This is a genomic window from Achromobacter sp. 18P8.1.1 (genome assembly GCF_057799415.1).
Map to the genome: position 1 here is coordinate 1 of NZ_JBYOKH010000021.1, position 25131 is coordinate 25131.

Consider the following 25131-nt stretch of genomic DNA (forward strand, 5'->3'; position numbering starts at 1 on the left):
GATGAGGAAATCACCTCGACCCGTCTTGACCTGAGGGACTGACGTGCGGCAAGCCCAGATTCGCCAACTTCTTTTCCTGATCGTCCTGACGGTCATCTACCTCAGCTTCGAGCTGGGATTCAATGCGCGCCTGCTGGACGTGGTGGGCAGCCGCGCCACGCCGCACGACATCGAAGAGCTTGAGTTCTTCGGCCGCACGCTGTCCGGCATTGCCGCCGCGCTGGTAGTGCTGCAATTGCTGCTGACCCGGCGCCTGCGCACCGGTGGAAAGCCGTCATACCTGAAGATCGGCGTTGCCTGCGTCGTGACCGCGCTGGTGGTGTTCAGCGCCATCAAGGGGCTGGTGAACGTGCTGGTGGATAGCCGCGACGGGGATTTCCGCCGCATCGCCGCCAACGCCGGCTTGCTGCAGCGGTCGCTGGTGCAGGGGGACCTGCATCTGGACGGCCTGGTCGACGACGAGGTCTATGCGCGGCCCGAGGGCAAGGCGTTCCTGGCCGTGTTCCAGGTGCTGCTGTCCAATATCGACAACCTGGACGAGAAGGTCGAACCCAAGAAGCGCCAGGTGATCCGCACTGATCTGCAACGGCAGATGAAGACCTTCACGTTTGATGGCCGCGACGTCCGCATGACGGCGCCGGGGATCCGCGGCTATCACCAGGTCTACACCAGCGTGATGCAGTCTGTCGCCGATCGCTGGAAGCAGTATGCGGGCGTGCCGGTGGGCAACGACATCGGCCTGGCGCGCGAGCAGGACCGCGCTTGGAGCGACTACCGCAGGAACCTGTCCAAGCGGGGTTGGACGCCGGAGAGCGTGCCGGCGCGCTATCAGGGCCGCGTGGTGCAGGACGTGCGCAAGCGCATTCCGGTGCCGGGCGACTGGCAGCCTTATGACCGGGCCACCTTCAACGAGGCAGTGGCCCAGCAATATTGGAAGACCATGCGCAGCCGCACCGTCCATGTGGAAGGGGACGCGATTCCGCCGGGGCTATCGTACGAGGACTTCGTGGCGCGTCCCGGCGTGCAAAAGCTGCTGCGCCAGACCCTGATGGTGCCCGCCAGCATGAGCGTGGCCGCCAACTACACCGATGCGGCCAGCTTCAAGCGGCTGTACGACGGCATGTTGGACCGCGCCGTGGACGAGGCGATGCCGCGCTTTTCCGCCCGCAACGAAGACTTCGGCCGGGGCGGCCAGCACTACAAGCTGGGCCAGGATGCCGCGCGGGCGGCGATCGTGCCCCCGGTGGCGCTGCTGTTCTCCCTGCTGGGCGCGGTGGGCCACTTCGCCAAGCTGCTGTATCTGATCGCCAAGCTGGTCGTGTGGGTGCGCACGCCTGCCGGGCAGGAGCCGGGCCGCACCGCGACGCGCGCAGCCGGCCTGGCGCTGGTGTTGACGCTGGTATGCGTCTGGACCGCGTTTTCCTTCATGCAGAACGGCGTGACCCAGAGCGAACTGTTCCAGCAGATGTCGCGCGCGGAGTCCGGCCGGGATGATGAGTCGGCCGGCCAGGCGCTGCGCCGCCGCGCGCTGGCCAACATTGCGCACGTGGTGGTGGTGGGGCAGGCCTATACCTATCCCTTCAACGAGGCGGTGCGCACACGCGTGCTGGGCGGCATCAAGTACGGATACCACGGCGATGCGGATTAAGCGCTTGATCGCGGCGCTGCTTGCCGCCGTGCTGCCCGTGTCCGGCGCCAGCGCCGCCTGCCTGGGCATGCAGGTGCACGCCCATCGCGGCGCGCCGACGTTGCCCGAGAACTCGCTGGCGTCGATCAGCGCCGCCTACGCGGGCGGCTGGGACGGGGTCGAAATCGACATGCAGCGCTTGCAGGACGGCCGTTGGGTGCTGCATCACGACGTGCTTACGGGCAGGACGGTGGGCGGCGTGGGACGCAAGGCCGTGCTGCAACTGAACAGCGCCGATTGGCGCGGCGCAAAGCTGATAGGACAGGGCGGCGGGTCGCCGCCGCCGTTCCTGGACGACGCGCTGCGGGTTGCAGCCGCCCAACCCGCCAAGACGTTCAACGCCGAACTGAAGGTCGTCTACCGCGACTGCGCGCCGGTCAGCCAACTGGTCGCCGGCATGAAGCAATCGCTGCCGCACGGCAACTGGATGATTACGTCGGCCTTTCCAGAGGCGTTGCGCTGCGTGCGCGGTACCGACCGCCAAGGCTATCTGGGGCTGATCGTCTTTGACCCCCGGAATGCCGAATCCGTCAGCGCCAACCCCTTGGGCAAGTACGTGTCGCAGCGCGCCACGGCGCCCAAGCTCACCCGTCCGTGGCTGGCCAATCTGGCGAAAACCGTGGGCGCGCCGGTCGGCGTGCACGTGGACGCCCTGACGCTAGCTGCCAATCCCCAGCTGCTGCGCGACGCGGCGTCGGAGTCGGTACGGGTGTTCGTCTACGCGGTCGGCGGCGACGCCGCGCTGGCGCAGCAACTGCGTGCGACCAAGCAAAGGGAAGGCTATCTGCCGTCGGGCGTGATCATCGACGGTGACGCGCAGGCGTTTTGCCGGACGATGGGCGGGTAACACGAGTCGGCCACCGGTCGCATTGCCGACCGGATTTCCGCCTACACTTGGCGTCTCTCTTTTGCCGACCTCCCGCAAGGAAACGCCCATGACCGCACGCACCGCCTGGTTCCTGTCCTGCATGCTTTTCATGGGCGCTGCCCAGGCCGGGTCCGCCCCGGCCGAACTGTCCTGCACTTCGGAGAGCGGCAAGGTCGCGCTGAAAGGGGTGATCCCCTCGCCGTCATCTGAAGAACTGAACATCACGCTGAGCTATTTCGACGCGAACCTGAACTTCAACTCTGACACGAACGCCAACAGTCTCGTGGTAGAGGATTTTCCGCAATCGGTGTTCACGCTGCTCGCCCCATCCCCGGGAGGCGCGCTGACGCTCTATGCCTTGCCGTCCAGCGTGGCGGTGGCCAAGCAGGCCAACGGCGATATCGCGGGCAGCTTCCGGGCTAAGCTGGCCGGGCCCCGCCCTCGTTCGGCGGGCGGGGTGCAGACAGACCTCCCGCTCAAGGCCACGCTGCACTGCGATTACCGCTACTCGCTGTAGGCGGTTAGCGCGGGGCGATGATGGTGGCGGGCAGGTGCAGCGCCACCACTTCCGTGTCGCCATCCCTGAACGCCGGATACCGGCTTCGGACCAGCGGGTCGTGCCCGGGCACGATATGGTCCGGCGACTCTGCGTGCTTGAGCAGCGTTTCATAGCCTGCCAGCATGTCGGCCACGTTCAGCACGATGGGAAACGGCGCATCCAGGCCCATGTTGTCGTAGTAATGGCTGGCGTCGGAAGCCAGCACGATCCAACCGCGCGCCGTATGCACGCGCACGGCCTGCAGGCCTTGCGTGTGACCGCCGATGTGCAGCAGTTGCAGGCCTGGCGCGAGCTCGTCGTGGCCATGGTAGAAATCCACCCGCTTGTCATAGACCCCGCGCACCACGTCAAGCACGTCTTCCACCGCGTAGGCGTGGCGCAGCATGTCGAAGCGCATGTTGCAGCCGCAGGCGTAATGCAGCTCGCTTTCCTGCAAGTGCAGCCGGGCGTGCGGCAGCTTGCGCAGATTGCCGGCGTGGTCGTAGTGCAGGTGGGTCACGATCACGTCCTGGATGTCGGCCGCGGAGATGCCCAGGGTCTTCAACGCGTCGATGGGGCAGCGCAGGAAATCGCGGCCGCGCGCGCGGGCGGCCGCCTCGTTGAAGCCGGTGTCGACCAGCCAGACGCGCGGGCCCTGGCGGATGACCCAGACGAAATAATCCATCGGCATGGGGCCGTCGTGCGGGTCGGGCGGGGTAATGAAGTTCTGGCCGCGTCGGCGCGCGACGGTGGCATAGCGCAAGGCATAGACTTCGTGGTTCGGCAGCGTCATGCGATTCCCCGGGCGGTGCGGATGTGGTCGAGTTCGGGCCTTAGGTAGTCAAGCAGGCGTTGCGGGTTCTCCACCATGGGAAAGTGGCCCAGCTCGGGCATGGCGGCAAAGCGCGCGCCGGGAATCCGCGCGGCGACGCGGCGGCTGTCTTCGGGGCTGGCGGAGTAGTCGTAGGCGCCGGTCAGGAGCGACACGCCGAAGCGCCGGGTATCCAGGCCCGTCAGGTGTTCGGCGGCGTCGAAGTCTTCGCTGTAGAACCAGAGGTCGTTGGCGTAGACGTTGAAGCCGCCTTGCGCGTAGATCCACGCGGCGTCGCGGCGCGCCGCCAGTGTGGCCGCCGGGCCCATCAGCCCGCGCACGTAGGCCGGGTTGTGCGCCGCCTGGTTGACCTGCGGATGGCACAGCATGGGTGTGCGCCGGCCGGTGGCCTTCCAGGGGGCTTCCAGCGCCACGACGCCCGCCACGTCGTCCGGGCTGCGGGCAGCGGCAACGAGCGCCATTGCAGCGCCCATCGAACAGCCCAGCAGGACGGCGGGGGCGTCGGCCACCTGGCGGATGACGGCTACGCAGGTCTGCAGATAGGGGTCGCGGGTCAGGCCCGTTTCGGTCCAGGCCTGGCCGGGCAGTGGCATGCTGCGGCCGTGGCCGGGCATGTCGAAGGCGATCATGCGCCATTGGCGGCGCAGGCCGGGGTCCGCCATCAGCGCGTGGTACTGGCGTGAATCGGCGCCGGCGGTGTGCAGCATCAGCAGCGGTGGGCCATCCGCCAAGCCGCTGGTTTCATAGTAGAGGGACGTAGACGTCGCGCCCAGATCCAGGTTGGCGTAATGGCCGGTGATGGCGCTGCGGTCAAGCAGGGAAGGGGCCGCGGCGACCTGGCCACGCAGGATTTCGAACAGCCGTTCCAGGGGATGCAGCGCCTGGGCGATGGCCAGGGCGTCGCCTTTGACGCGCAGGCCCTGAGCCTGGCGATGTGCGGCGGTGAACGAGTGGTAGCCCGGAGGCGGGGTGGGATCCAGCAGCTTGCGCCAGGTATCGGGCGGAGCGCTGATGACGAGGCATTGCGAGGGTGCGGCGGGCTGGCCCGCCCAGGCAGGGATCCGGTCTTCCGGATCCGCGCCCACTTGCAGCCAGATGGCGCACGGCAGGCCCCTGGCTGCGGAGATGAATTCGCTATCCTGCTGCGCCAGGGCCGCCGCGGCCCTCAGTTCCTGGACGATCGCCTTCACTTGCGGATGCCTCCTCTTGTTGGCGCCTGAGCACCTCGAGCGCGGTGCGTTCCGCGTTCACGATATGGCTCTGTGCGGCCGCTTGGGCGCCTTGTGGATCCCGAGCATGGATGCGCTCGAAGATGTGATCGATTTCGGCCATGCTTTCCGGCAGCCGTTCGGGGCGCGCGAACGAGGTCGCACGCAGCAGGTTGATGCGCGACAGCAGGCCGGGCAGCATGTCCTTGATCAGATCGTTGTCACAGCCCGACAGCAGCACGTCGTAGAAATCGCGCTTGGCGGCCAGCAATGCCGATTTGTTGCTGCCCTTGGCCTGGCGGTGCAGCGCGTCCACGGCCTTGCGCAGGCGCTCGACGTCCGTGTCGCTGGCCAGCCTTGCGAATTCATGCGCGGCAAAGCCTTCCAGCAGGGCCCGCAGGGAATAAAGGTCGCGGGCGGCCTTCTCGGTGATGCGCACCACCGTCGGGCCGCGGTGCGGCTCGATGGAGATCAGGCGTTCGGCCTCCAGCGTGCGCAGCGCTTCGCGCAGCGTGCTGCGGCTGATGTTCAGCTGTTCGCACAGTTCGGCTTCGCGCAGGCGTTCGCCGCCCTTGATGCGCCCGTCCATGATGGACGTGCGCAGGAATTCCTCGACGCGGGTGCGCAAGGTGGTCGGTTTTTCGAATACTGCGCCGGTGGGGGTGGGCATGGCTGTCTCTCGTTTAGCGTAACGGCGGGCGCGAGCGGCAGCGGGGGCTTTTGGCCCGGCTGCGGCGAACCGCCGGTTCAACGTAAAGACGCAATATATCCCGCCGGCAGGCCATGGCTATAGCCCGAGGTAGGCCGCGCGGACCCGGCTGTCTTCCAGCAGCGCGTTGCTGGGGCCGGACAGCACCATCGTGCCGGATTGCAGCACGTAGGCGTGCTCGGCCACCGACAGGGCCAGCCGGGTGTTCTGCTCCACCAGCAGGATGGTCAGGCCGCTGCGGTGGATGTCGATCATGGCCTGGTGCATTTCCTCGACGATCTTGGGCGCCAGGCCGTGGCTGGGCTCGTCCAGCAGCAGCAGGCGGGGTTCAAGCATCAGCGCCCGGCCGAAGGCCACCATCTGCTGTTCGCCGCCGGACAGCGTGCCGGCCTGCTGCCGGCGCCGTTCGCGCAGGCGGGGAAACAGGGCGTAGACGCGGTCGCAGCTGCGTTTGAGGCCGGCCGCGTCCTGGCGGCGGGTATAGCCGCCCAGGTACAGGTTTTCCTCCACCGTCATTTCCGGGAAGACGTGGCGGCCTTCAGGGACGTGGGCGATGCCCAGTTCCGGGATGCGGTGCGGGGGCAGGCGCAGGATCTCCCGGCCGTCGAAGGCGATGCTGCCGCTGACCTTGTCCAGCAACCCCGAGATGCAGCGCAACAGCGTGCTTTTGCCCGCGGTGTTCGCCCCGACGACGGCGATGAAGCCGCCTTCGGGGACGTCCAGCGAGACCTCGTGCAGCACCGGGCTGCGGTCGTAGGAGGCGGTCAGCCCCTGGATCTGCAGCAGGCTCATGCGGCCACCTCCACCTGTTCCATGGATTTGCCCAGGTAGACCTCGATCACCGTCGGGTCTGCCGCGATGTCGGCGGGGCTGCCTTCGGCGATCTTCTGGCCGAAGGACAGCACTAAAATGCGGTTGCACAGCCGCATGATGGCGCGCATGTGGTGCTCTACCACGATGAAAGTGATGCCGGATTCGTCGCGCAGCGTGCGGATCAGGTCCAGCAGCGCGTCCATCTCGGATTCGTTCAGCGCCGCCATCACCTCGTCCAGCAGGAAGACCTTGGGATCGGTGCACAGCGCGCGGGCCAGTTCCACCCGGGCCTGCTCGGGAAAGGACAGTTCGCCGGCCGGCTTGGTGGCGATGGCGGACAGGCCGACACGGTCCAGGTTGTCTCGGGCGACCTGACGCGCGCGCGGCACGTCGTGGCGCAGCAGGCCGCCCACCAGCACGTTGTCCAGCACCGTCATTTCGGGAAACAGCGCCACGTTCTGGAATGTCTTGGTCATGCCGCGGGCGGCGATCTGATGGGGGCGCAGGCCGCTGACGTCCTCGCCTTCCAGTTCGATGCGGCCGCCCTGGCTGGCGTACAGGCCCACCAGCAAGTTGAACAGCGTGGTCTTGCCGGCGCCGTTGGGCCCGATCAAGCCCAGGATGTCGCCCCGGGCCACGGTGAACGACACATCGTCCACCGCTTTCAGGCCGCCGAAGCGCCGCTGGATGTTCGAAACCTTCAGGATGTCAGGCATGCTGGCCCCGCGTCAGGTTGCAGAGTCGCGCCCACAGCGCCGACAGGCCGCGCGGCTCGATCAGGATGATGGCGATCAGGATCAGTCCGAACGCCAGCTGCGACACGCCTGCGGTGTGCCCGGACAGCCAGTCGTTGAACACTTCTTCCAGCGGGATGATGACCAGCGCGCCGATCAACGGGCCCGCGACGGTGCCGACGCCGCCGATGATGCAGATCAGCGCCACGCGCACCGAGATGCCCACCAGCGAGAACACGGTGTCCGGGTCGAAGAAGTAGATGAACTGCGCGTACAGCGTGCCGCAGGCGCCCATCAGCGCGGCCGAGATCACGGCGGCCAGGATGCGCGTTTGCGCCGTGTTCACGCCGATGACTTCAGCCGCCTGCGGGTTGGCCTTCACGGCGCGCAGCCGGTAGCCCAGGCGCGAATGGCTGATCAGCGCGAAGACGATCGACGTGACCAGCGCGGCGCCCAGCATCAGGTAGTAGTACGGGATGCTGGACTTGAACTGCATCTGCGCCACGCCTTCCGAGAACGGGATGGACAGGCCGACCGGCCCGCCCGTCACCGATGCCCAGGTGTTGGCGATGGCGCGCAGCACTTCGCCGAACGCCAGCGTGGCCAGCGCGAAGTAGTGGCCGCGCAGCCGCATGGTGGGCAGGCTGAGCAGCGCGCCCGCCACGGCCGCCACCGCCATCGCGGCGACGATGCCCAGCCAGGGCGAAATGCCGTAGCGCATCAGCAGCAGGGTCGAGGTGTAGGCGCCCAGGCCGAAGAAGGCCGCGTGCCCCAGCGATATCTGGTTGGCCAGCCCGCCCACGATGTTCCAGGATTGGCCCATCGCGGCGAACAGCAGCACCAGCGTCAGGACGCGGATGCCGTAGCCCTGGTCTTCCATCAGCCAGGGGGCGGCCAGCGCAATGGCGAAAAGCGCGGCCCATGGCAGGGATTGTCGAGTCATGGTCATTACGCAGCCCTTTTCAAAAGACCTTCCGGGCGCACGGCCAGGACAAGGATGAAGATGGCGAACAGCACCAGGTTCTGCAGCTGCATGGGCAGCACCAGCGACGACAGCGACTGGATCACGCCGACCGCCACCCCGCCCACCACCGCGCCCATCACGCTGCCCAGCCCGCCCAGCACCACCGCCGTGAACATCAGCACGCTGAACTGCGCGCCGACGGTGGTGGAGGCCGTCAGGTAGGGCAGGATGATGCCGCCGCCCAAGGCGGTCAGCCCGACGCCCAGCCCGAAGGCCAGCTGGTGCACGCGGTGGGTGGAGATGCCTGACAGCCGGGCGGCCATCGGGTCCTGGGCGGTTGCGCGCACCGCCATGCCCCACCAGGTTTTCTTCAGCACCCACCACAACGTCAGTCCGGCGACAGACGCCACCGTGAAGGCCAGCAGATAAGGCGCGCTCAGGAGGATCGGGCCGATCGACAGCGCCGTCATCTGATAGGGCGTCTGCACCGAGCGGAACTCGGATCCGAACAGGATCAGGGCCAGGTTCTCCATCACGATGAGCAGGCCCACCGTCAGGAAGATCTGCGCCACCGCCGGCGCCTTCAGCACCCGGTTGATAAGGAACTTCTGCGTCAGCACGCCCAGCACGAAGGCCACCGCGAACGACAGTAGCGACCCCAAGAGCGGGTCCAGCCCCAGCAGCTTCCAGGCGAAGTACGCGACGAACATGCCCACCATCAGGAACTCGGCCTGGGCGAAGTTGACGATGGAAACCACCCCGAAGACGAGCGTCAGCCCGATCGAGATGACCGCGTACACGCCGCCCAGCAGAATGCCGTCTACCAGCGCCTGCAAGAATTGCATGACAGTCCTCCGGTTCGCGCCGCGCGCTCAGCTGGCGGTGATGACGCGGCCCTTGGCCAGCGCCTGCGGCCACACCGACACCAACTCGTTGTTCTGCCACTGGACCATGACGGGTTGGGCCAGCGTGTTCAGGCCGTTGGCATCGAAATGCACGCCGCCGCCCGACATCACGCCGGCCCAGCCCTGGTCGTACTTCTGCGCGCGCAGCGCTTTCGATACGGCCTCGGGCTTGTCGGAGGCCGCCACCTCAAGGGCTTGGGCCAGCACGCCGGCGCATACGGCGTGTTCCAGGGCTTCGTGCGGCATGAAGGTGCCGAAGCGCTTGCGGTAACGCTCGGTGTATTCCGGCGCCTGGTCGTAGTTGGCCGGGGCGATCGACAGCACGGCTTGCGAATACTGGCCCAGCGCCTTGGCGAAATCCGGGATCACGTAGCCCGCCGCGCCGCCCACGATCGGCACCGTCAGCCGTTGCTGGCGCATCACGCGGATGATCAGCAGGCTGTCGTTCAGGTAGGAAATCGGGAACACGATCTGGGCGTCGGACGCGCGCAGCTTGCTGATCAGCGGCGTGACGTCGGTGATGCCCAGCGGATAGGCCTCGTCCAGCACGACCTGGGCGCCAGCAGCCTTGGCCGCGTTGCGCACGCCCACGGCTTGCGAGGTGCCGTAGGCCGTGTCTTCGTACAGCAGCGCGATCTTCTTGATCTCGGAGGCGCCCGCGACGACGGACGCGGCATAGTCGTATTGGGCGCGGCCCAGCACCGAGCCTTTGGACACCACCTGGAAGATGTGCTTGAAGCCGCGCTCGGTCAGCACGTCCGAGAACGACATCGTCAGCAGCGGGATGCCGCGGCGTTCGGTCACTTCGGACACAGCCAGCGTCAGCGACGAGGCATAGGCGCCGATCAGGGCCACGCAGCGGTTCTGCGTGATCAGGCGCTGGGCGACCGTGGCGGCGGTGGTGGGCTGCGAGGTGGCGTCCGCGATGATCAGCTTGAGCTTGGCGCCGCCCAGCGACTTGATGCCGCCGGTCGCGTTGACCTCGTCCGCGGCCAGTTCCAGCCCCTGCCGGGAATTGATGCCGAACTGTGCATTGGCGCCCGACAGCGGCAGGATCACGCCGACATTGATTTCGGCTGGAGCGGCCAGCGCGCGGGCGGGCAGGGTGGCCGCCAGCGCGGCCGCACCCAGTCCAGCGACAAATTCCCGGCGCCCGTGGCGCACGGCCTGTTTGGGGTTGCTTTTCATGCTTGTCTCCTGGCTTTTGTGGGTATGGGCGCACGGCAGCCAGCCCGGCGCGTTGCCGCATTATTGTGCGCATTTTTTAAGCAGTCAAGAATATTGTCCGACAATCTGACTATTGACGATCCGACAAAAATTGACTGACAATCAGACAAAATAAATCGAGCAGAAGCCCGATTCGACGCCCGTCACCCATCATCAACGAGGAACTCATGGCAGACACCAAATCCGAAACCCAAGCCCTGTTCGACCAAGGCCTGAACCTGCGCCGCGAAGTGCTGGGCACTGAATACGTGGACGGTTCGCTGGCCCGCGCCAACGATTTCATGATGGCGTTCCAGCACATAACGACCGAATGGTGCTGGGGTTACACCTGGGGCCGCCCGGGCCTGGAGAAGAAGACGCGCAGCATGCTGAACCTGGCCATGCTGACCGCACTGAACCGCCCGGCCGAAATCAAGCTGCACGTCAAAGGCGCGCTGAACAACGGCGTGACGGTCGAAGAGATCAAGGAAATCCTGCTGCAAGCCACCGTGTATTGCGGCATTCCCGCCGGCCTGGACGCCTTCAAGGTGGCCAACCAGGTGCTGGAAGAAGAAGGCGCCTTCAAGGAGCAGCAAGCATGAGCGCACCGCAAGAACGCGTGGGCTTGGTTGGCATCGGCAGCATGGGCTGGCCGATGGCGGCCCGCCTCGTGCAGGCGGGTTATGCCGTGACGGTGTTCGACGCCGTGCCGGGGCAGGCCGACAAATTCGCAAAGGAAGTGGGCGGCCAGGCCGCGGCCACCTGCGCCGCGTTGGCCGCGCAATCCGACATCGTCTTCACGATGCTGCCCACCAGCGCCATCGTGGAACAGGTGCTGGGCGGCGAACAAGGCGTGCTGGCGGGCCTGCGCCCGGGCAGCGTCGTGGTGGAGATGAGCTCGGGCGTGCCGGCGCATACGCAGCGGCTGGCCCAGGCCGTGGCCGCCGCCGGCAGCCAGATGGTGGACGCGCCCGTGTCGGGCGGGGTGCCGCGTGCGCGCACGGGTGAACTGGCGATCATGTTCGGCGGCCCGGCCGCCACGCTGGAGCGCGTGCGCCCCGCGCTGTCCGCCATGGGCACGTCGATCACCGCCGTGGGCGACGTAGGCAGCGCCCACGCCATGAAGGCGCTGAACAACCTGGTGTCGGCAGGCGGCTTCCTCATCGGTGTCGAAGCCATGCTCATCGGCCAGCAGTTCGGCCTGGATCCCAACGTGATCGTGGACGTGCTGAACGCGTCGACGGGCATGAACAATTCCACGCAGAAGAAGTTCAAGCAGTTCGTGCTGTCCCGCGAGTTCAATTCCGGCTTCGGCCTGGACCTGATGGTCAAGGACCTGGGCATCGCGCTGGGCATTGCCACCGATACCGGCACGCCCACGCCGTTCGCGTCGCTATGCCGCGAGTTGTGGGCCTCTGCGGGCAAGACCCTGGGCAAGGGACAGGACCATACCGCCGTTGCGCGCCTGTCCGAGCAGTTGGCCGGCGTGGAACTGGCCGCCAAAAAGCGCTAGGCGGCTTGCACACGGCGCGGCAACGGCCGCGCCGCCTTTTCAACCTGCATCACAAAAATCTGCCAGGACAAGGCGGAGGGCCGGCTGCTGCCGGCATAAACAGCGAGGAGCAAACCATGAAGAAGACTTTTCTGGCGACCCTGGGCGCCGGCCTGATCGCGCTTGGCGCCAACGCATCCGCGCAGGGCTATCCCACGCGCGCCATCTCAATGGTGGTGCCGTACGCCGCGGGCGGATCCACCGACGGCCTGGCCCGCATCGTGGCGCAGGCCATGGGCGAGAACCTGGGCCAGACCGTGGTGGTGGAAAACCTGGGCGGCGGCGGCACCATGATCGGCAACCAGCGCGTGACCCGTGCCGCGCCCGACGGCTACACCCTCACCTTCGGCAACATGGGCTCGCTGGCCATCGCGCCGTCGCTGTATCCCAAGAGCAAGTTCGACCCGCGCCGCGACATGAGCGCCGTCGGGCTGGTGGCGACCGTGCCGATGGTGCTGTCCGTCAGCAAGAAAAGCGGCATCACCACGCTGCCCGATTTCGTTGCGCGCCTGAAGAAGAACGGCGCCGACGTGAACTTCGGCAATGCGGGGTCCGGGTCCACTAGCCATATTGCCGCGGCGTATTTCATGCACGTGACCCACACGCAAGGGATGCAGATCCCGTACCGCGGCGCGGGCCCGGCCATCGCCGACCTGATGGCGGGAACGGTGGACGCGGTGATCGACCAGACGGTCACGATGATCCCCATCCACGAGGGCAAACGCGTCACGGCCCTGGCGGTGGCCTCGGCCTCCCGCCTGCCGCAGATCCCCGACGTGCCGACCTTCGCCGAGGCGGGCGTGCCGGACTTCAACATGAGCGTGTGGAACGGCATCGCCGCGCCCGCCGGTACGCCGCCTGCAGTGATCGCGCGGCTGGAACAGGCCTTGGCCGCGGCGCTGAAGAGCCCTGGCGTGCGCGAGTCGCTGGACAAGCTGGCGGCCCAGGCGCCGGCTGAGAAAGAGCAGGGGGCGGCCGCCTTCCAGGCGCTGATCGCCCGCGACGTGCCGAATTTCGCGGCCTTGATCAAGGACGCCGGCATCACGGTAAATTGAGCCTTTATCCGGTTCGATTCCTTTCTGGGAGCTCCCCGCATGCGTCCGACCTCTTCCGATTCTTCCGTGCAAGAACCGCCCCTGTGCCTGGCGCCGCTGCCAGAGATGGACGCGGCGGCCTTCGAGGTGCCGCCTGGCGCGTGCGACACGCACGCGCATGTCGTGGCCGCGGATGCGGCGGCCTACCCGCTGGTGCCCGAGCGCACCTACACGCCGCCGCCAGCCCCCGAATCCGCGTATCTGGGCATGCTCAAGCAAACCGGCATGTCGCGCGGCGTGCTGGTGCAGATCAGCGTTTACGGCACCGATAACCGCTACATGCTGGAGGTGCTGCGCCGCCATCCCGATCAGTTGCGCGGCATCGGGGTGGTGGCCCCCACCGTGACGGACAACGAGCTGGCGGACATGCATGCCGCCGGCGTGCGCGGCTTGCGCATCAATGTGTTGTTCGGCGGCGGCATCGGCTTTGACGCGATGGAGACCTTGGCGCATCGCATCGCCGGCCTGGGCTGGCACATGCAGTTCCTGATGGATGCCCGCCAGTTGCCCGAGCTTTTGCCGCGCATGCGCAAGCTGCCGGTGCCGGGCGTGGTGGACCACATGGGCCACATGCCGGTGGCCGAGGGCGTGGACAGCGCCGGTTTCCAGGCCTTGCAGCATCTGGTCCGGGATCATGGCTGGTGGGTCAAGTTGTCCGGCGCCTACCGCATCAGCGACCGTTTCGACGATTTCAGCGACGTGGTGCCCTGGGCGCAGACGCTGATCGAGACCGCACCTGACCGCATGCTGTGGGGCAGCGACTGGCCCCATGTGCACCAGACGCGCATGGTCAACACGGGCCGGCTACGCAACCAGCTGGCGCTGTGGGCGCCGGACGCCGCTGTGCGCCGCCGCATCCTGGTCGACAACCCTGAACGCCTGTACGGTTTTGCGCCGACGCGGTAATTCGTGGACTGGAACCTTCCAAGAGGCAAACCATGCAATGGTATAGAGAGCTGAACAAGACGGAACGGCGGACCTTCATCGCCGCGTTCGGGGGCTGGGCCATCGATGCCCTGGACTTCATGGTGTTCACCTTCGTGATCGCCACCCTGATGACCCTGTGGGGCATCGACAAGGGCCAGGCCGGCATGCTTGGCACCGTCACGCTGCTGTTTTCCGCCATAGGCGGATGGCTGGCGGGCATCCTGGCCGACCGGTACGGCCGCGTGCGCGTGCTGCAATACACGATCCTGTGGTTCTCGGCTTGCACGGTGGCCATCGGCTTCGCGCAGAACTTCGAGCAGCTTTTCGTGCTGCGGGCCTTGCAGGGGCTGGGCTTCGGCGGCGAGTGGGCCGTGGGCTCGGTGCTGATGGGCGAAATCGTTCGGGCGGAACATCGCGGCAAGGCCGTGGGCACCGTACAAAGCGGATGGGCAGTCGGGTGGGGCGTCGCGGCCATCCTGTACACGGTCGCCTTTTCAGTCCTGCCGGCGGAGTGGGCCTGGCGCAGCCTGTTCTGGATCGGCGTACTGCCGGCCTTCCTGGTGCTGTACATCCGCAAGAACGTGCCCGAGCCCGAGGTGTTCCAGCGCGCCCAGGCCAAGGTGCAGGCTGGCGAGGCCCGCGCATCGTTCTGGACGATCTTCTCGCCCGCGCTGTTGAAAACCACCGTCATCACCGCCGTGCTCTGCACGGGCGTGCAGGGCGGCTACTACGCCATCACCACCTGGTTGCCGACTTACCTGAAGGTCGAGCGGCAACTGTCGGTGCTGAACACGGGCGGTTACCTGATGGTTATCATCTTCGGGTCGTTCTGCGGCTACATCGCCGGCGCTTATCTGGCCGACCGCCTCGGCCGCCGCGCCAACCTGCTGATCTTTTCGGTGCTGTCCACGGTCAGCGTCTACGTGTACACGCAATTGCCGCTGACCGACGGCCAGATGCTGTTCCTGGGCTTTCCGCTGGGCTTTGCCGCATCCGGCATCTTCAGTGGTATCGGCGCTTATCTGACGGAACTGTTTCCGTCAGGCGTGCGCGCGTCGGGGCAGGGGTTCGCGTACAACTTCGGCCGTGGCATCGGTGCGCTGTTCCCCAGCCTGGTGGGTTTCTTGAGCCAGACGCACGGGCTGGGCTGGGCCATCGGGGCGTTCGCCACCGGGGCCTACGCCGTGGTGATCGTGACGGCGCTGCTGCTGCCCGAAACGAAGGGGCGCGTGCTGGAGTGACACCTAGGCGTCCCGCAGGAAGCGCTTGCGGTAATCCGCGGGCGTCACCTGCAGGCGCTTGACGAAGACGCGGCGCATGTTGTCCGCGTTACCGAAACCGCAATCGTAGGCCACGGACTTCAGCGGCAGCCGCGTGCTCTCCAGCGCGCGGCGCGCCGCGTCGATACGCGCCTGTTCGATGAAGTCGTGCGGCGTCATCCCCGCGTGTTGCCGGAAGTGCCGCGCAAAGCTGCGGGCGCTGATGCCGGCGGCATCCGCCAGCGCTTGCACGGTGAATGCATGGCCGATGTTGTCCATCACGAAGGCCTGCGCGCGCGCAATCGGCGAGCCATCGGCCAGCGGCGCGACGAGATAGGGGCTGAACTGCGATTGCCCACCTTGCCGCTGCGCCAGCACCACGAGACGCCGAGCGATCTGCAAGGCCAGGTCCGCGCCATGGTCGCCCGCCACCAGCGCCAGCGCCAGGTCCATGCCCGAGGTCACCCCGGCCGAGGTGATGAGGGCGCCGCTGCGCACATAGATCCGGTCGGGTTCGACGCGCGCGGCGGGATAGCGCGCCGCCAGTTCAGCCGCGTATTCCCAATGCGTGGTGACGGTGTGCCCGTCCAGCAGCCCCGCGCGTCCCAAGGCGAAGGCGCCCGTGCAGATGGAGCCGTGCACGCCAGCCAGCGGTGCTACCGCGCGCAGCCATTCCGCTTGCAGGGGGTCTTCCGATGGCGCGGGCCCGCCCGCGGCCAACACCACGTCATACGCCTGGACCGCATCTTCATACGACAAATCGGCCAGCACGCGCGTGCCGTTGGACAGGCGCGTCGGCGCGGTGGATCGGCCGACCAGCAAGGTCCGGTAGCCGCCGGCTTCTCCCAGCAGGCTGTTGGCCGCTGAAAACACGTCCATCGGCCCGGCCAGGTCCAGGGCCGCCGCCCCTTCATGGATGGCGACGGCGACGGTGCGGCGGTTGGAGCGGAAGGGCGGCATGGCGGATTGGCGGGGTGGCGGAAATTGCGTGGCGATTGGCGGGATCGGGCGGCTGGCAACGATGGCCGGCGGGGCCGGCCAACACTATAAACAAGGGGCGATAACGCATGAACAATCAATAGGTGCAGCGATGAAGGTAGTGTGTTTCATGTTCCCCGGATTCACCTTGCAGGACATGGTGGGCCCCGTGACCGTATGGTCGATGATGCCTGAGGTGGAATTCGAATTCGTGGCGGCCGCCAAAGGCGACGTGATGACGGATTCTGGCCTGGCCGTGCGCGCCACGCATGACTTCAGTGACGTGGCCAAGGCGCCCGACGTGCTGCTGGTGCCGGGCGGCGGCCTGCCCGTTTTCGAGGCCATGCAGGACGACGCGCTGCTGGACGCGATCGCCGGTGTGGGCGCCGGCGCCAAATGGGTCACCAGTGTCTGCTCGGGCTCGATGCTGCTGGGGGCGGCGGGCTTGTTGCAAGGCTACCGGTCCGCGTCGCACTGGAGCGCGCGCCCCTACCTGGAAAAGTTCGGCGCTGTGGCCGACGCCGGGCGCGTGGTCATCGACCGCAACCGCGCCAGCGGCGGCGGCATCACGGCCGGCATCGATTTCGGCCTGGTGATGGTCGCGCAATGGGCCGGCGCCGAGACCGCGCGCGTGATCGAACTGGTGCTGGAATACGCGCCCGAGCCGCCCAACGGCTGCGGCCGCCCGGAATTGGCGGATGGGGCCACGCTGGCCCAGGCGCGCGCGCTGACCGCCACCGTCATGCCGGAACACCTGGCGGACGCGGCCGCGCGGCGACGCGGTTTCGCGACGGCGGCACGGTAGCCAGCGCAGCAAAGCAGCGGTTTTTTTTATCAGATACGGGTTTACCCGGTATTTGTTCAAAAGCCATAATTTGTATGATGACCCGATAACTTCTATTCAAGAGACACGTCATCATGCTGGTTGTGAAGTCGACTTCCCCGCGGGCCTTCCTGCGGTTCCGCCCCTGCTTGCCAGGGGTGTTCCATGACTGAAGAATCCCGCGTCCGCGAAGAAATCTGCGTCGTCGGCGCCAGCCTCTACAACCGCGGCTACACCGTGGGCGCCGCCGGCAACATCAGCGCCCGGCTGGACGATGGCTGGCTGATCACGCCCACCGACGCCTGCCTGGGCCGGCTGGATCCCGCCGAACTGGCCAAGGTCGATCTGGACGGCCAATGGGTTTCGGGCGCCAAGCCTTCCAAGACCCTGGTGCTGCACCAGGGCATCTACCGCGCCAGTCCCGAGTCGCGCGGCATCATCCACACGCATTCCACGCATCTGGTCGCGCTGACGCTGGCCGGCGTCTGGCGGCCTGATGAAGTGCTGCCGCCCATCACGCCCTATCAGGTCATGAAGGTCGGCCGCATTCCGCTGATCGGCTATCGCCGGCCCGGCGACCCGCAAGCCGCCGCCGAAGTTGCCGCGGTGGCGGGGCAGGTGCGCGGCGCGCTGTTCGAGCGGCTGGGCCCGGTGGTATGGGAACGCTCGGTCGCGCACGCGTCCTATGCGCTGGAAGAACTGGAAGAAACGGCCCGCCTGTGGCTGATGAGCGACCCCCGGCCCGCGCCGCTGGCCGCCGACGCCATTGAAGAACTGCGCGCGACCTTCGGGGCGCGTTACTAGATCCCCCATTCGTACAAAGCCGCCCGGACGCGTGTTGCGCGTATCGCGGTGGCGCACCCTCCTGGAGACTTGTCATGCCCCCGATGGAATTGGCGTCGACCGCGCCCGCTCAGGCGACGCAGCCTGAATCCCGCGAGACCGCCCGCGCTTACGCCAAGGTGTTCTGGCGCCTGGTGCCGTTCTTGATGCTTTGCTATGTGATCGCGTACCTGGACCGCGTCAACGTCGGCTTCGCCAAGCTGCAGATGTCGCAAGACCTGGGTTTCAGCGAAACCGTGTTCGGCCTGGGCGCCGGCGTGTTCTTCATCGGCTACTTCCTGTTCGAAGTGCCCAGCAACTTGCTGATGCACCGGCTGGGCGCGCGCATCTGGATCGCGCGCATCATGATCACGTGGGGCATCTTGTCCGGCATGTTCATGTTCGTCGAGACTCCCACGGGCTTCTACATCCTGCGCTTCCTGTTGGGCCTGGCCGAAGCGGGTTTCTACCCCGGCGTGATCCTGTATCTGACCTACTGGTATCCGGCCCACCGCCGCGCCAAGATCATCGCGCTGTTCATGTCCGCCATTCCGGTGGCCGGTATTTTCGGCAACCCCTTGTCCGGCTGGATCATGGAAGCCTTCCACGGCACGCACGGCCTGCAGGGCTGGCAGTGGATGTTCCTGATCGAAGCCATCCCCGCGCTGGTGATCGGCGTGGTCACCGTCATGTACCTGGACAACGGCATCTCCAGCGCCAAGTGGCTGACGGCCGAGGAAAAGCAGTTGCTGACCCGCGAGATCGAACAGGACCAGAAGCAGACGGGCACGCAGCAGCACTCGCTGCGCGCCGTGTTCGCCGACAAGCGCGTGTGGTGGATGTGCCTGATCTACTTCGCCTTCGTCGCCGGCCAATACGGTTTGACGTTCTGGATGCCGACGCTGATCAAGTCCACCGGTGTCACGGGCGCCTTCAACATCGGGCTGCTGAGCGCCATCCCCTTCCTCTGCGCCATCGTCGTGATGAACCTGCTGGGCCACTCGGCCGACCGTCGCCGTGAACGCCGTTGGCACCTGATCGTGCCGGCGCTGGCGGGCGCCATCGGGTTCACCGCGGCGGCGTCCTTTGCCGACAATACCGTGGTGTCGTTGATCTGCCTGTCGATGGCCGCAGCCGGCGTGCTGACGTGCGCACCGCTGTTCTGGTCGCTGCCGACGGCCTTCCTGTCCGGCACCGCGGCGGCCGCAGGCATCGCCATCGTCAACTCGGTCGGCAACCTGGCGGGTTTCGCCAGCCCGTACATGATCGGCTACCTGAAAGACCTGACCAGCTCGACCGCATCCGGCATGTACGTGCTGGCCGCCGTGCTGGTCATCGGCGCCATCGCGGTCTGGTTCACGCCGGCCAAGCTCGTCAACCGCTGATGCCGCCACGCTATTTACCTTTTGACCCCAAGGATTCGCCATGCCGCGCCTAGCCGCCAACCTGACCATGATGTACGCCGAGCATGCCTTCCTGGATCGCTTCCAGGCGGCTGCCAAAGACGGGTTTACCGGCGTCGAGTTCCTGTTTCCCTATGAATTCGCCGCCGCAGACTTGAAGGCCCGCCTGGCGGACAACGGCTTGACGCAGGCCCTGTTCAACGCGCCGCCGGGAGACTGGGGCGCGGGCGAACGCGGCATCGCGTCCTTGCCCGGGCGGGAAAGCGAGTTCCAGCGTGGGGTGGAGCAGGCGCTGGAGTACGCCGCCCAGTTGGGCAATCGCAGCCTGCATGTGATGGCCGGCCTGATCCGGCCGGGCGAGGACCGCGCGGCGCACCGTGACACCTATCTGAAGAACTTGGCGTTCGCGGCCCGCGCCGCGGCAACGACCGATATCACTATCGTGATTGAGCCGATAAACACCCGTGATATCCCCGGATTCTTCCTGAACCGCCAAGACGACGCGCAAGCCATCTGCGCCGAGGTCGGCGCACCCAACCTGAAAGTGCAGTTCGACTGCTATCACTGCCAGATCGTCGAAGGCGACATCGCCGTGAAGCTGCAGCGCGATATGGCGGGCATCGGCCACATCCAGATCGCCGGCGTGCCCGACCGGCACGAGCCCGACCTGGGCGAATTGAACTACCCCTACCTGTTCGAGCGGATCGACGCGCTGGGCTACACCGGCTGGATCGGCTGCGAATACCGCCCCAAGGCCGGCACGTCCGCCGGGCTGGGCTGGGCCCAACCCTATCTTGCCAACCATTGAGCATCCCATCATGAAGATCCTGATCACCGGCGGCGCCGGATTCCTGGGCCAGCGGCTGGCCCGCAAACTGCTGGAGCAAGGCACGCTGACGCTGGATGGCAGCGGCCCGCAAGCCATTACGCAGATCGACTTGCTGGACGTCGTGAAATCCGACGCGCTGACCGATCCGCGCGTGAATTCGCAGGTGGGCGACATCGCCGACCCGGCGGTGCTGCGCCAGGCCATCGACACGGAAACGCGCGCCATTTTCCATCTGGCGGCCATCGTCAGCGGCCAGGCAGAGGCGGATTTCGATCTGGGCATGCGCATCAACCTGGACGCCTCCCGCGCCCTGCTTGAAACGTGCCGCGCGCTGGGACACAAGCCGCGCGTGATCTTCACCAGCTCGGTGGCCGTCTACGGCGGCGCCCTGCCCGAGACCGTGCGCGACGACACGGCGCTGAATCCGCAGTCTTCCTACGGCACGCAGAAAGCCATCGCCGAACTGCTGCTGGCGGACTACACGCGCCGCGGCTTCGTCGACGGCCGCGTGCTGCGCCTGCCCACCATCAGCGTGCGCCCCGGCCGTCCCAATGCCGCTGCGTCCTCGTTCGCCAGCGGCATCATCCGCGAACCCCTGAATGGCGAAGCGGCGGTCTGCCCGGTCGGCGCCGACACGCGCTTGTGGCTGTTGTCGCCGCGCGGCGCGATCCAGGCTCTGATCGCCGGTTGCGAATTGCAGGCGGACGCCGTGGCCGACCGCGCGCCGATCAATCTGCCGGGCGTGTCCGTCACGGTGGCCGACATGGCGCAGGCGCTGCGCGAGGTGGCGGGCGATGAAGTCGCCGACCGCATCACGTGGCAAGCCGATGAACGCGTCGAACGCATCGTAGGCAGCTGGCCCGGCCGCTGGGACACCTCGCGCGCGACTCGCCTGGGCTTGAAAGGCGACAACAGTTTCGCGGACATCATCCGCGCCTACCAGGCCGACGACCAGCCGCGCTAAGCGGCGGACGGCGGCCTTCTTGGATTTCCCAGGACGACGAAAGACATGACTCTTACGCAACCTTCTTCACGCCGCGTCGGCGTCATCGGCCTGGGCGCCATGGGCGCGGGCATCGCGCAAAGCCTGCGCCGCGCCGGCCATGACGTGCACGTCTACGACATTCGCGCCGACGCCGCCGCGGCCTTTGCCGCGCAGGGCGGCGTGGCCTGCGCCACGCTGGCCGACATGGCCGCCGCGTGCGACATCGTGATCAGCGTGGTCGTCAATGCCCAGCAGACCGAAGCCGTGCTGTATGGCGAAGGCGGTATCGCCCCCGCCATGCGCGCCGGTGCCGTGTTCGTGATGTGCTCTACCGTTGATCCCAGCTGGTCCATCGCGCTGGAAGCGCGGCTGGCCGAACAGGGCGTGTTGTACCTGGACGCGCCCATCTCCGGGGGCGCGGCCAAGGCCGCTGCCGGCCAGATGACGATGATGACCGCCGGTCGCGCCGCCGCCTACGAGGCCTGCGGCGCGGTGCTGGAATCGATGGCCGGCAAGGTCTATCGCCTGGGCGACAGCGCCGGTGCGGGCAGCAAGGTCAAGATCATCAACCAGCTGCTGGCTGGCGTGCACATCGCGGCCGCCGCCGAGGCGATGGCGCTCGGCCTGCGCGAAGGCGTGGACGCGGACGCCTTGTACGAGGTCATCACGCACAGCGCGGGCAACAGCTGGATGTTCGAGAACCGCATGGCGCATGTGCTGGCGGGCGACTACACGCCGCTGTCCGCCGTGGACATCTTCGTCAAGGACCTGGGGCTGGTGCTGGATACCGCCCGGCACACCAAGTTCCCGTTGCCGCTGGCATCGACCGCGCACCAGATGTTCATGCAGGCGTCCACCGCCGGACATGGGCGCGAGGACGACAGCGCCGTTATCAAGATCTTCCCGGGCATTACCCTGCCGGAGGCGAAATGAGCATCAAACTGGGCTGTATCGCCGACGATTTCACGGGTGCGACCGACCTGGCCAACAACCTGGTGCGCGCCGGCATGCGCACGGTGCAGACCATCGGCATTCCCGGCGCGCCGTTGCGCGATGACGCGGACGCCGTGGTCGTGGCGCTGAAGACGCGCACGCTGCCGGCGGAGCAAGCCGTGGCGCAGTCGCTGGCCGCGCTGCAATGGCTGCAGCAGCAAGGCGCCGAGCAGATCTACTTCAAATACTGCTCCACCTTCGACAGCACGCCGCAGGGCAACATCGGCCCCGTGACCGATGCGTTGATGACGCAACTGGGCACGGCCTTCACCATCGCCACGCCGGCGTTTCCTGACAACAAGCGCACGGTCTTCAAGGGCTATCTGTTTGCGGGCGACGTGCTGCTGAACGAATCGGGCATGCAGCATCATCCGCTGACGCCGATGACGGATCCAAACCTGGTCCGTGTGCTGTCGGCGCAGACGTCGCGCAAGGTCGGCTTGATCGACTACAGCGTGGTGGCGGCGGGCAGCGAGGCGATCCGTGCGCGCATCCAGGCCTTGCAGGCGGAAGGCATCGAGATCGCCATCGTGGACGCGGTGTCCAATAACGATCTGCTGGCCCTGGGGCCGGCGCTACGCGGCATGCCGCTGGTCACGGCGGGTTCCGGCGTGGCGATCGGCCTGCCGGGCAACTGGGGCCTGACGCCGGCCAGCGCCGCCGGCCAGACCCGCGCCGCCGGTCTGCAAGCGGTGGTGGCGGGAAGCTGCTCCACCGCCACCAACGGGCAGGTGGCCGCCTTCATTGAAAGCGGCCGTCCGGCCTATGCGCTGGATCCCATGCGGATCGCGGCGGGCGAGGACGTGGTCGCGCAAGTGCTGGCCTGGGCCGAGCCCCGCATGCAGGACGGCCCGGTGCTGGTCTATTCCACCGCGCAACCGGATCAGGTCAAGCAGGCGCAGGGCGCATTGGGCGCGGCGCAGGCGGGCGCCATGATCGAAGACGCCATCGCGCGCATTGCGGTCGGCCTGGTCGAACGTGGCGTGCGGCAACTGATCGTGGCGGGCGGTGAGACCTCGGGTGCGGTGGTGCAGGCGCTGGGGCTGGAACAGATCGCCATCGGTGAACAGATCGATCCCGGCGTGCCCTGGTGCGCGGGTTACACGCCGGTGGCAGAAGACGACGTCAGCATCGCACTGAAGTCGGGCAACTTCGGCACGCCGGACTTCTTCATCAAGGCGTTCGGGTAGTTTCCGAGCTGGCGGGGCGGGCGAAAAAGGCGACGCGCTTAGCGATGCGCCTGGCTCAGCCGCTTGGCCGCATTCACCATGTGGATGCGCGCCGCCTCGCGGGCGCCTTCCACGTCCTGGCTGCGGATGGCTTCGACGATGGCGATGTGTTCCTGCATCACGTCGCGCATCAGGTTGGCATGGCGGGCCTCGTTGCCACGCGTCACGCGCGTGGCGGCTTCCAGGAACTGGCTGACGAAAGCCAGGGTGGTCAGGAAGTACGGGTTGCCGGTGGCGCGCGCGATGCTGCGGTGAAACGCCACGTCTTCCTTTACGCCGTCGCCACCATCGGCGACCGCTTGCGAGATCGCGGCCAGCGCGCGGTCGATATCCGTCATGTCGCGCTTCTTGCGTACCGCCGCGGCCTGGGCCGCGATTTCGGTCTCCAGCGCGCGACGCAAATCCACGATGTGCAGCACGGCGTCCAGCGAGCTCAGCTCGGTGGCGTCGATGCGCAGCGCCCGGTTGCCAGTCATCCCGGTGACGAACACGCCGCTGCCTTGCCGCGCTTCCACGATGCCGTCTTGCCGCAAGCGCGACACCGCTTCGCGGATGACGGTGCGGCTGACGCCGAACTGTTCGGCCAGCATGGCTTCGGTGGGCAGCTTTTCACCGGGCAGCACGCGCCCCTCGTCGATTTCGGCGAGCAGGCGCTTGGCGACGGTGTCGGTCAGCGTGGGAGGGGAAGGAAGTCGTGGAAACGCCATGGATGATGAACGCAGAGAGGAGGCGGCAGGCCGGTCTGAAGGCCTGCGGCTGAGTCCGGCGCCAATGATAACCGGTTGCCTGGGGCAGGGCCTGTCGGCATTGAAAGGCGCTACGTGCCGGCCCTAGGCCGCGGGCCCGGCGCGCGCCGCCATCAGGCAATCGACGAAGCACTGGGCGGCCGGCGTGGGCGGCGAGTCGGCGCGCGTCAGGATGGACACGCGCGCAGCGGGCAGCTCGTGCGCCAGCGGCACCATGCGCAAGGGCCGCGGCATCAACTGGTGGTCGAACAAGGCCCGCACGAAGATGCCCAGCGCATCGCTTTCGGCCATGATCGCCAGCGCGATGGCGATGGACTGACAGGGGATGATGTCGCGTGGCGGCGGCAGCCCGTGGGCGTCGAATGCTAGCCGCAGCAGGTTCGCCGGCGCCTGGATGTTGCCGGGCAGCAGCCACAGCGCGTCGTGCATGTCGGCCAGGCTGCGCGCGTGGCGCAACGGATGGCCGATCCGCGCGCCCACCGCCATCGGCAGCGTGAACAGTGTCTGGCGCGCAAAGCCGTCGTCGATGTTGCCGTCGTATTCCGTCTGCACCAGCAGGTCGTAGCGGCCCGATTCCAATTGTTCGTGACTGTAGGGCGGCGCGACCTCGTTGAACGACACCGCCACGCGCGGCATCCGGGTGCGGAATGCCATCAGCGCGGCGGGCAGCGCCGTCAGCGCCGAAGAACTGATGGCCAGGTTCAGCGTGCCGCCTTCGCCGTCGCGCATCTGCCCGATTTCTTCCTGCGCTTTGCGCGCTTCCTGCAGGATCAGCACGGCGCGCCTGTATAGCGCCTCGCCATAGGTCGTGAGCTCTACGCCGCGGGCGCTGCGGCGCACCAATTCGGCGCCCACACTTTGCTCCAGCTCGCGCAGGCTGCGCGTGGCGGCGGGCTGGGTGACGAACAGGGCACGGGCCGCCGCACGGATGCTGCGGTGTTCGGCGATCAGGACAAAAGTGCGCAGTTGGCGCAGGTTCATGGGCAGGGTCCGGAATCGGAGCAGTCCGAAGACTGGGCAGGGATAT

General features: G+C 67.1%; 26 protein-coding genes. 15 read left to right on the plus strand and 11 right to left on the minus strand.

Features of this window, described 5'->3' with window-relative positions; genetic code table 11:
* Positions 1 to 43: 43 nt before the first annotated feature.
* The 3 genes from AC27VE_RS14985 (at position 44) to AC27VE_RS14995 (ending at position 3072) form a co-directional block, all read left to right on the plus strand.
* Positions 44 to 1648, plus strand: coding sequence for a hypothetical protein (locus tag AC27VE_RS14985; protein WP_488704317.1), 1605 nt, complete (start codon positions 44 to 46; stop codon positions 1646 to 1648).
* Positions 1638 to 2534, plus strand: coding sequence for a glycerophosphodiester phosphodiesterase (locus AC27VE_RS14990; RefSeq protein WP_488704318.1), 897 nt, complete (start codon positions 1638 to 1640; stop codon positions 2532 to 2534). Before AC27VE_RS14985 ends, AC27VE_RS14990 begins: the two co-directional genes overlap by 11 nt.
* A gap of 88 nt (positions 2535 to 2622) precedes the next feature.
* Positions 2623 to 3072: a hypothetical protein gene (locus AC27VE_RS14995; RefSeq protein ID WP_488704319.1), complete on the plus strand. Its 450-nt coding sequence runs from the start codon at positions 2623 to 2625 to the stop codon at positions 3070 to 3072.
* 4 nt (positions 3073 to 3076) lie between these two features.
* Here the strand turns inward: AC27VE_RS14995 and AC27VE_RS15000 are convergent, their stop codons facing one another.
* The 8 genes from AC27VE_RS15000 to AC27VE_RS15035 form a co-directional block, all read right to left on the minus strand.
* Positions 3077 to 3886, minus strand: coding sequence for an N-acyl homoserine lactonase family protein (locus AC27VE_RS15000; RefSeq protein ID WP_488704320.1), 810 nt, complete (start codon positions 3884 to 3886; stop codon positions 3077 to 3079).
* Positions 3883 to 5115, minus strand: a complete 1233-nt coding sequence (locus AC27VE_RS15005; RefSeq protein WP_488704321.1) for an alpha/beta fold hydrolase — start codon at positions 5113 to 5115, stop codon at positions 3883 to 3885. Before AC27VE_RS15005 ends, AC27VE_RS15000 begins: the two co-directional genes overlap by 4 nt.
* The gene (locus AC27VE_RS15010; protein WP_088588829.1) at positions 5060 to 5803 is read right to left on the minus strand and encodes a GntR family transcriptional regulator; all 744 of its coding nucleotides are present in this window, start codon (positions 5801 to 5803) and stop codon (positions 5060 to 5062) included. The genes AC27VE_RS15005 and AC27VE_RS15010 overlap by 56 nt, the downstream gene beginning before the upstream one ends.
* 117 nt (positions 5804 to 5920) lie before the next feature.
* On the minus strand, positions 5921 to 6634 hold the full coding sequence (locus tag AC27VE_RS15015) for an ABC transporter ATP-binding protein (RefSeq protein ID WP_088588830.1): 714 nt from the start codon (positions 6632 to 6634) through the stop codon (positions 5921 to 5923).
* The gene (locus AC27VE_RS15020; RefSeq protein ID WP_488704322.1) at positions 6631 to 7371 is read right to left on the minus strand and encodes an ABC transporter ATP-binding protein; all 741 of its coding nucleotides are present in this window, start codon (positions 7369 to 7371) and stop codon (positions 6631 to 6633) included. Before AC27VE_RS15020 ends, AC27VE_RS15015 begins: the two co-directional genes overlap by 4 nt.
* Positions 7364 to 8332: a branched-chain amino acid ABC transporter permease gene (locus tag AC27VE_RS15025; protein ID WP_488704323.1), complete on the minus strand. Its 969-nt coding sequence runs from the start codon at positions 8330 to 8332 to the stop codon at positions 7364 to 7366. The genes AC27VE_RS15020 and AC27VE_RS15025 overlap by 8 nt, the downstream gene beginning before the upstream one ends.
* A gap of 5 nt (positions 8333 to 8337) precedes the next feature.
* Entirely contained in the window at positions 8338 to 9198 is an 861-nt protein-coding gene (locus tag AC27VE_RS15030) for a branched-chain amino acid ABC transporter permease (RefSeq protein WP_088588833.1), read from the minus strand.
* 27 nt (positions 9199 to 9225) lie between these two features.
* Positions 9226 to 10446 carry an ABC transporter substrate-binding protein gene (locus tag AC27VE_RS15035; RefSeq protein ID WP_488704324.1) on the minus strand — a complete coding sequence of 407 codons (1221 nt, stop codon included), beginning with the start codon at positions 10444 to 10446 and terminating at the stop codon, positions 9226 to 9228.
* A gap of 206 nt (positions 10447 to 10652) precedes the next feature.
* Between AC27VE_RS15035 and AC27VE_RS15040 the strand changes: the two genes are divergently transcribed.
* The 5 genes from AC27VE_RS15040 to AC27VE_RS15060 all read left to right on the plus strand — a co-directional run bounded on the left by AC27VE_RS15040 (position 10653) and on the right by AC27VE_RS15060 (position 15278).
* Positions 10653 to 11066 (plus strand): carboxymuconolactone decarboxylase family protein, encoded by a 414-nt coding sequence (locus AC27VE_RS15040; RefSeq protein ID WP_088588835.1) that lies wholly within the window; start codon positions 10653 to 10655, stop codon positions 11064 to 11066.
* Positions 11063 to 11977 carry an NAD(P)-dependent oxidoreductase gene (locus AC27VE_RS15045; protein WP_088588836.1) on the plus strand — a complete coding sequence of 305 codons (915 nt, stop codon included), beginning with the start codon at positions 11063 to 11065 and terminating at the stop codon, positions 11975 to 11977. The genes AC27VE_RS15040 and AC27VE_RS15045 overlap by 4 nt, the downstream gene beginning before the upstream one ends.
* 116 nt (positions 11978 to 12093) lie before the next feature.
* Positions 12094 to 13071, plus strand: a complete 978-nt coding sequence (locus AC27VE_RS15050; RefSeq protein WP_315139915.1) for a Bug family tripartite tricarboxylate transporter substrate binding protein — start codon at positions 12094 to 12096, stop codon at positions 13069 to 13071.
* 39 nt (positions 13072 to 13110) lie between these two features.
* Positions 13111 to 14016 carry an amidohydrolase family protein gene (locus AC27VE_RS15055; RefSeq protein WP_454678001.1) on the plus strand — a complete coding sequence of 302 codons (906 nt, stop codon included), beginning with the start codon at positions 13111 to 13113 and terminating at the stop codon, positions 14014 to 14016.
* A 32-nt stretch (positions 14017 to 14048) separates the two neighbouring features.
* A complete protein-coding gene (locus AC27VE_RS15060; protein ID WP_488704325.1) occupies positions 14049 to 15278 on the plus strand; it encodes an MFS transporter in 1230 nt (409 codons plus the stop codon).
* A 3-nt stretch (positions 15279 to 15281) separates the two neighbouring features.
* On the opposite strand, the gene AC27VE_RS15065 is transcribed toward AC27VE_RS15060, so the two are convergent.
* A complete protein-coding gene (locus tag AC27VE_RS15065; protein WP_488704326.1) occupies positions 15282 to 16256 on the minus strand; it encodes a GlxA family transcriptional regulator in 975 nt (324 codons plus the stop codon).
* A gap of 130 nt (positions 16257 to 16386) precedes the next feature.
* On the opposite strand from AC27VE_RS15065, the gene AC27VE_RS15070 reads away from it, so the two are divergent.
* The 7 genes from AC27VE_RS15070 to otnK all read left to right on the plus strand — a co-directional run bounded on the left by AC27VE_RS15070 (position 16387) and on the right by otnK (position 23319).
* Entirely contained in the window at positions 16387 to 17079 is a 693-nt protein-coding gene (locus tag AC27VE_RS15070) for a DJ-1/PfpI family protein (protein WP_488704327.1), read from the plus strand.
* A 183-nt stretch (positions 17080 to 17262) separates the two neighbouring features.
* A complete protein-coding gene (gene otnC, locus AC27VE_RS15075) occupies positions 17263 to 17901 on the plus strand; it encodes a 3-oxo-tetronate 4-phosphate decarboxylase (RefSeq protein ID WP_006227082.1) in 639 nt (212 codons plus the stop codon).
* Positions 17902 to 17984: 83 nt separating this feature from the next.
* A complete protein-coding gene (locus tag AC27VE_RS15080) occupies positions 17985 to 19304 on the plus strand; it encodes an MFS transporter (protein WP_088588906.1) in 1320 nt (439 codons plus the stop codon).
* 40 nt (positions 19305 to 19344) lie between these two features.
* Positions 19345 to 20130, plus strand: coding sequence for a 2-oxo-tetronate isomerase (gene otnI / locus AC27VE_RS15085; protein WP_488704328.1), 786 nt, complete (start codon positions 19345 to 19347; stop codon positions 20128 to 20130).
* 10 nt (positions 20131 to 20140) lie between these two features.
* Complete coding sequence (denD, locus tag AC27VE_RS15090; protein WP_488704329.1) at positions 20141 to 21115, plus strand: D-erythronate dehydrogenase; 975 nt, start codon at positions 20141 to 20143, stop codon at positions 21113 to 21115.
* A gap of 45 nt (positions 21116 to 21160) precedes the next feature.
* Positions 21161 to 22069 carry an L-threonate dehydrogenase gene (gene ltnD / locus AC27VE_RS15095; RefSeq protein ID WP_488704330.1) on the plus strand — a complete coding sequence of 303 codons (909 nt, stop codon included), beginning with the start codon at positions 21161 to 21163 and terminating at the stop codon, positions 22067 to 22069.
* Positions 22066 to 23319, plus strand: a complete 1254-nt coding sequence (gene otnK / locus AC27VE_RS15100) for a 3-oxo-tetronate kinase (RefSeq protein WP_488704331.1) — start codon at positions 22066 to 22068, stop codon at positions 23317 to 23319. The genes ltnD and otnK overlap by 4 nt, the downstream gene beginning before the upstream one ends.
* Positions 23320 to 23357: 38 nt before the next feature.
* On the opposite strand, the gene AC27VE_RS15105 is transcribed toward otnK, so the two are convergent.
* Together AC27VE_RS15105 and AC27VE_RS15110 are read right to left on the minus strand one after the other, a co-directional pair.
* Positions 23358 to 24065 carry a FadR/GntR family transcriptional regulator gene (locus AC27VE_RS15105; protein ID WP_488704332.1) on the minus strand — a complete coding sequence of 236 codons (708 nt, stop codon included), beginning with the start codon at positions 24063 to 24065 and terminating at the stop codon, positions 23358 to 23360.
* Between the two features lie 123 nt (positions 24066 to 24188).
* Complete coding sequence (locus AC27VE_RS15110) at positions 24189 to 25085, minus strand: LysR substrate-binding domain-containing protein (RefSeq protein ID WP_488704333.1); 897 nt, start codon at positions 25083 to 25085, stop codon at positions 24189 to 24191.
* Positions 25086 to 25131 lie beyond the last annotated feature (46 nt).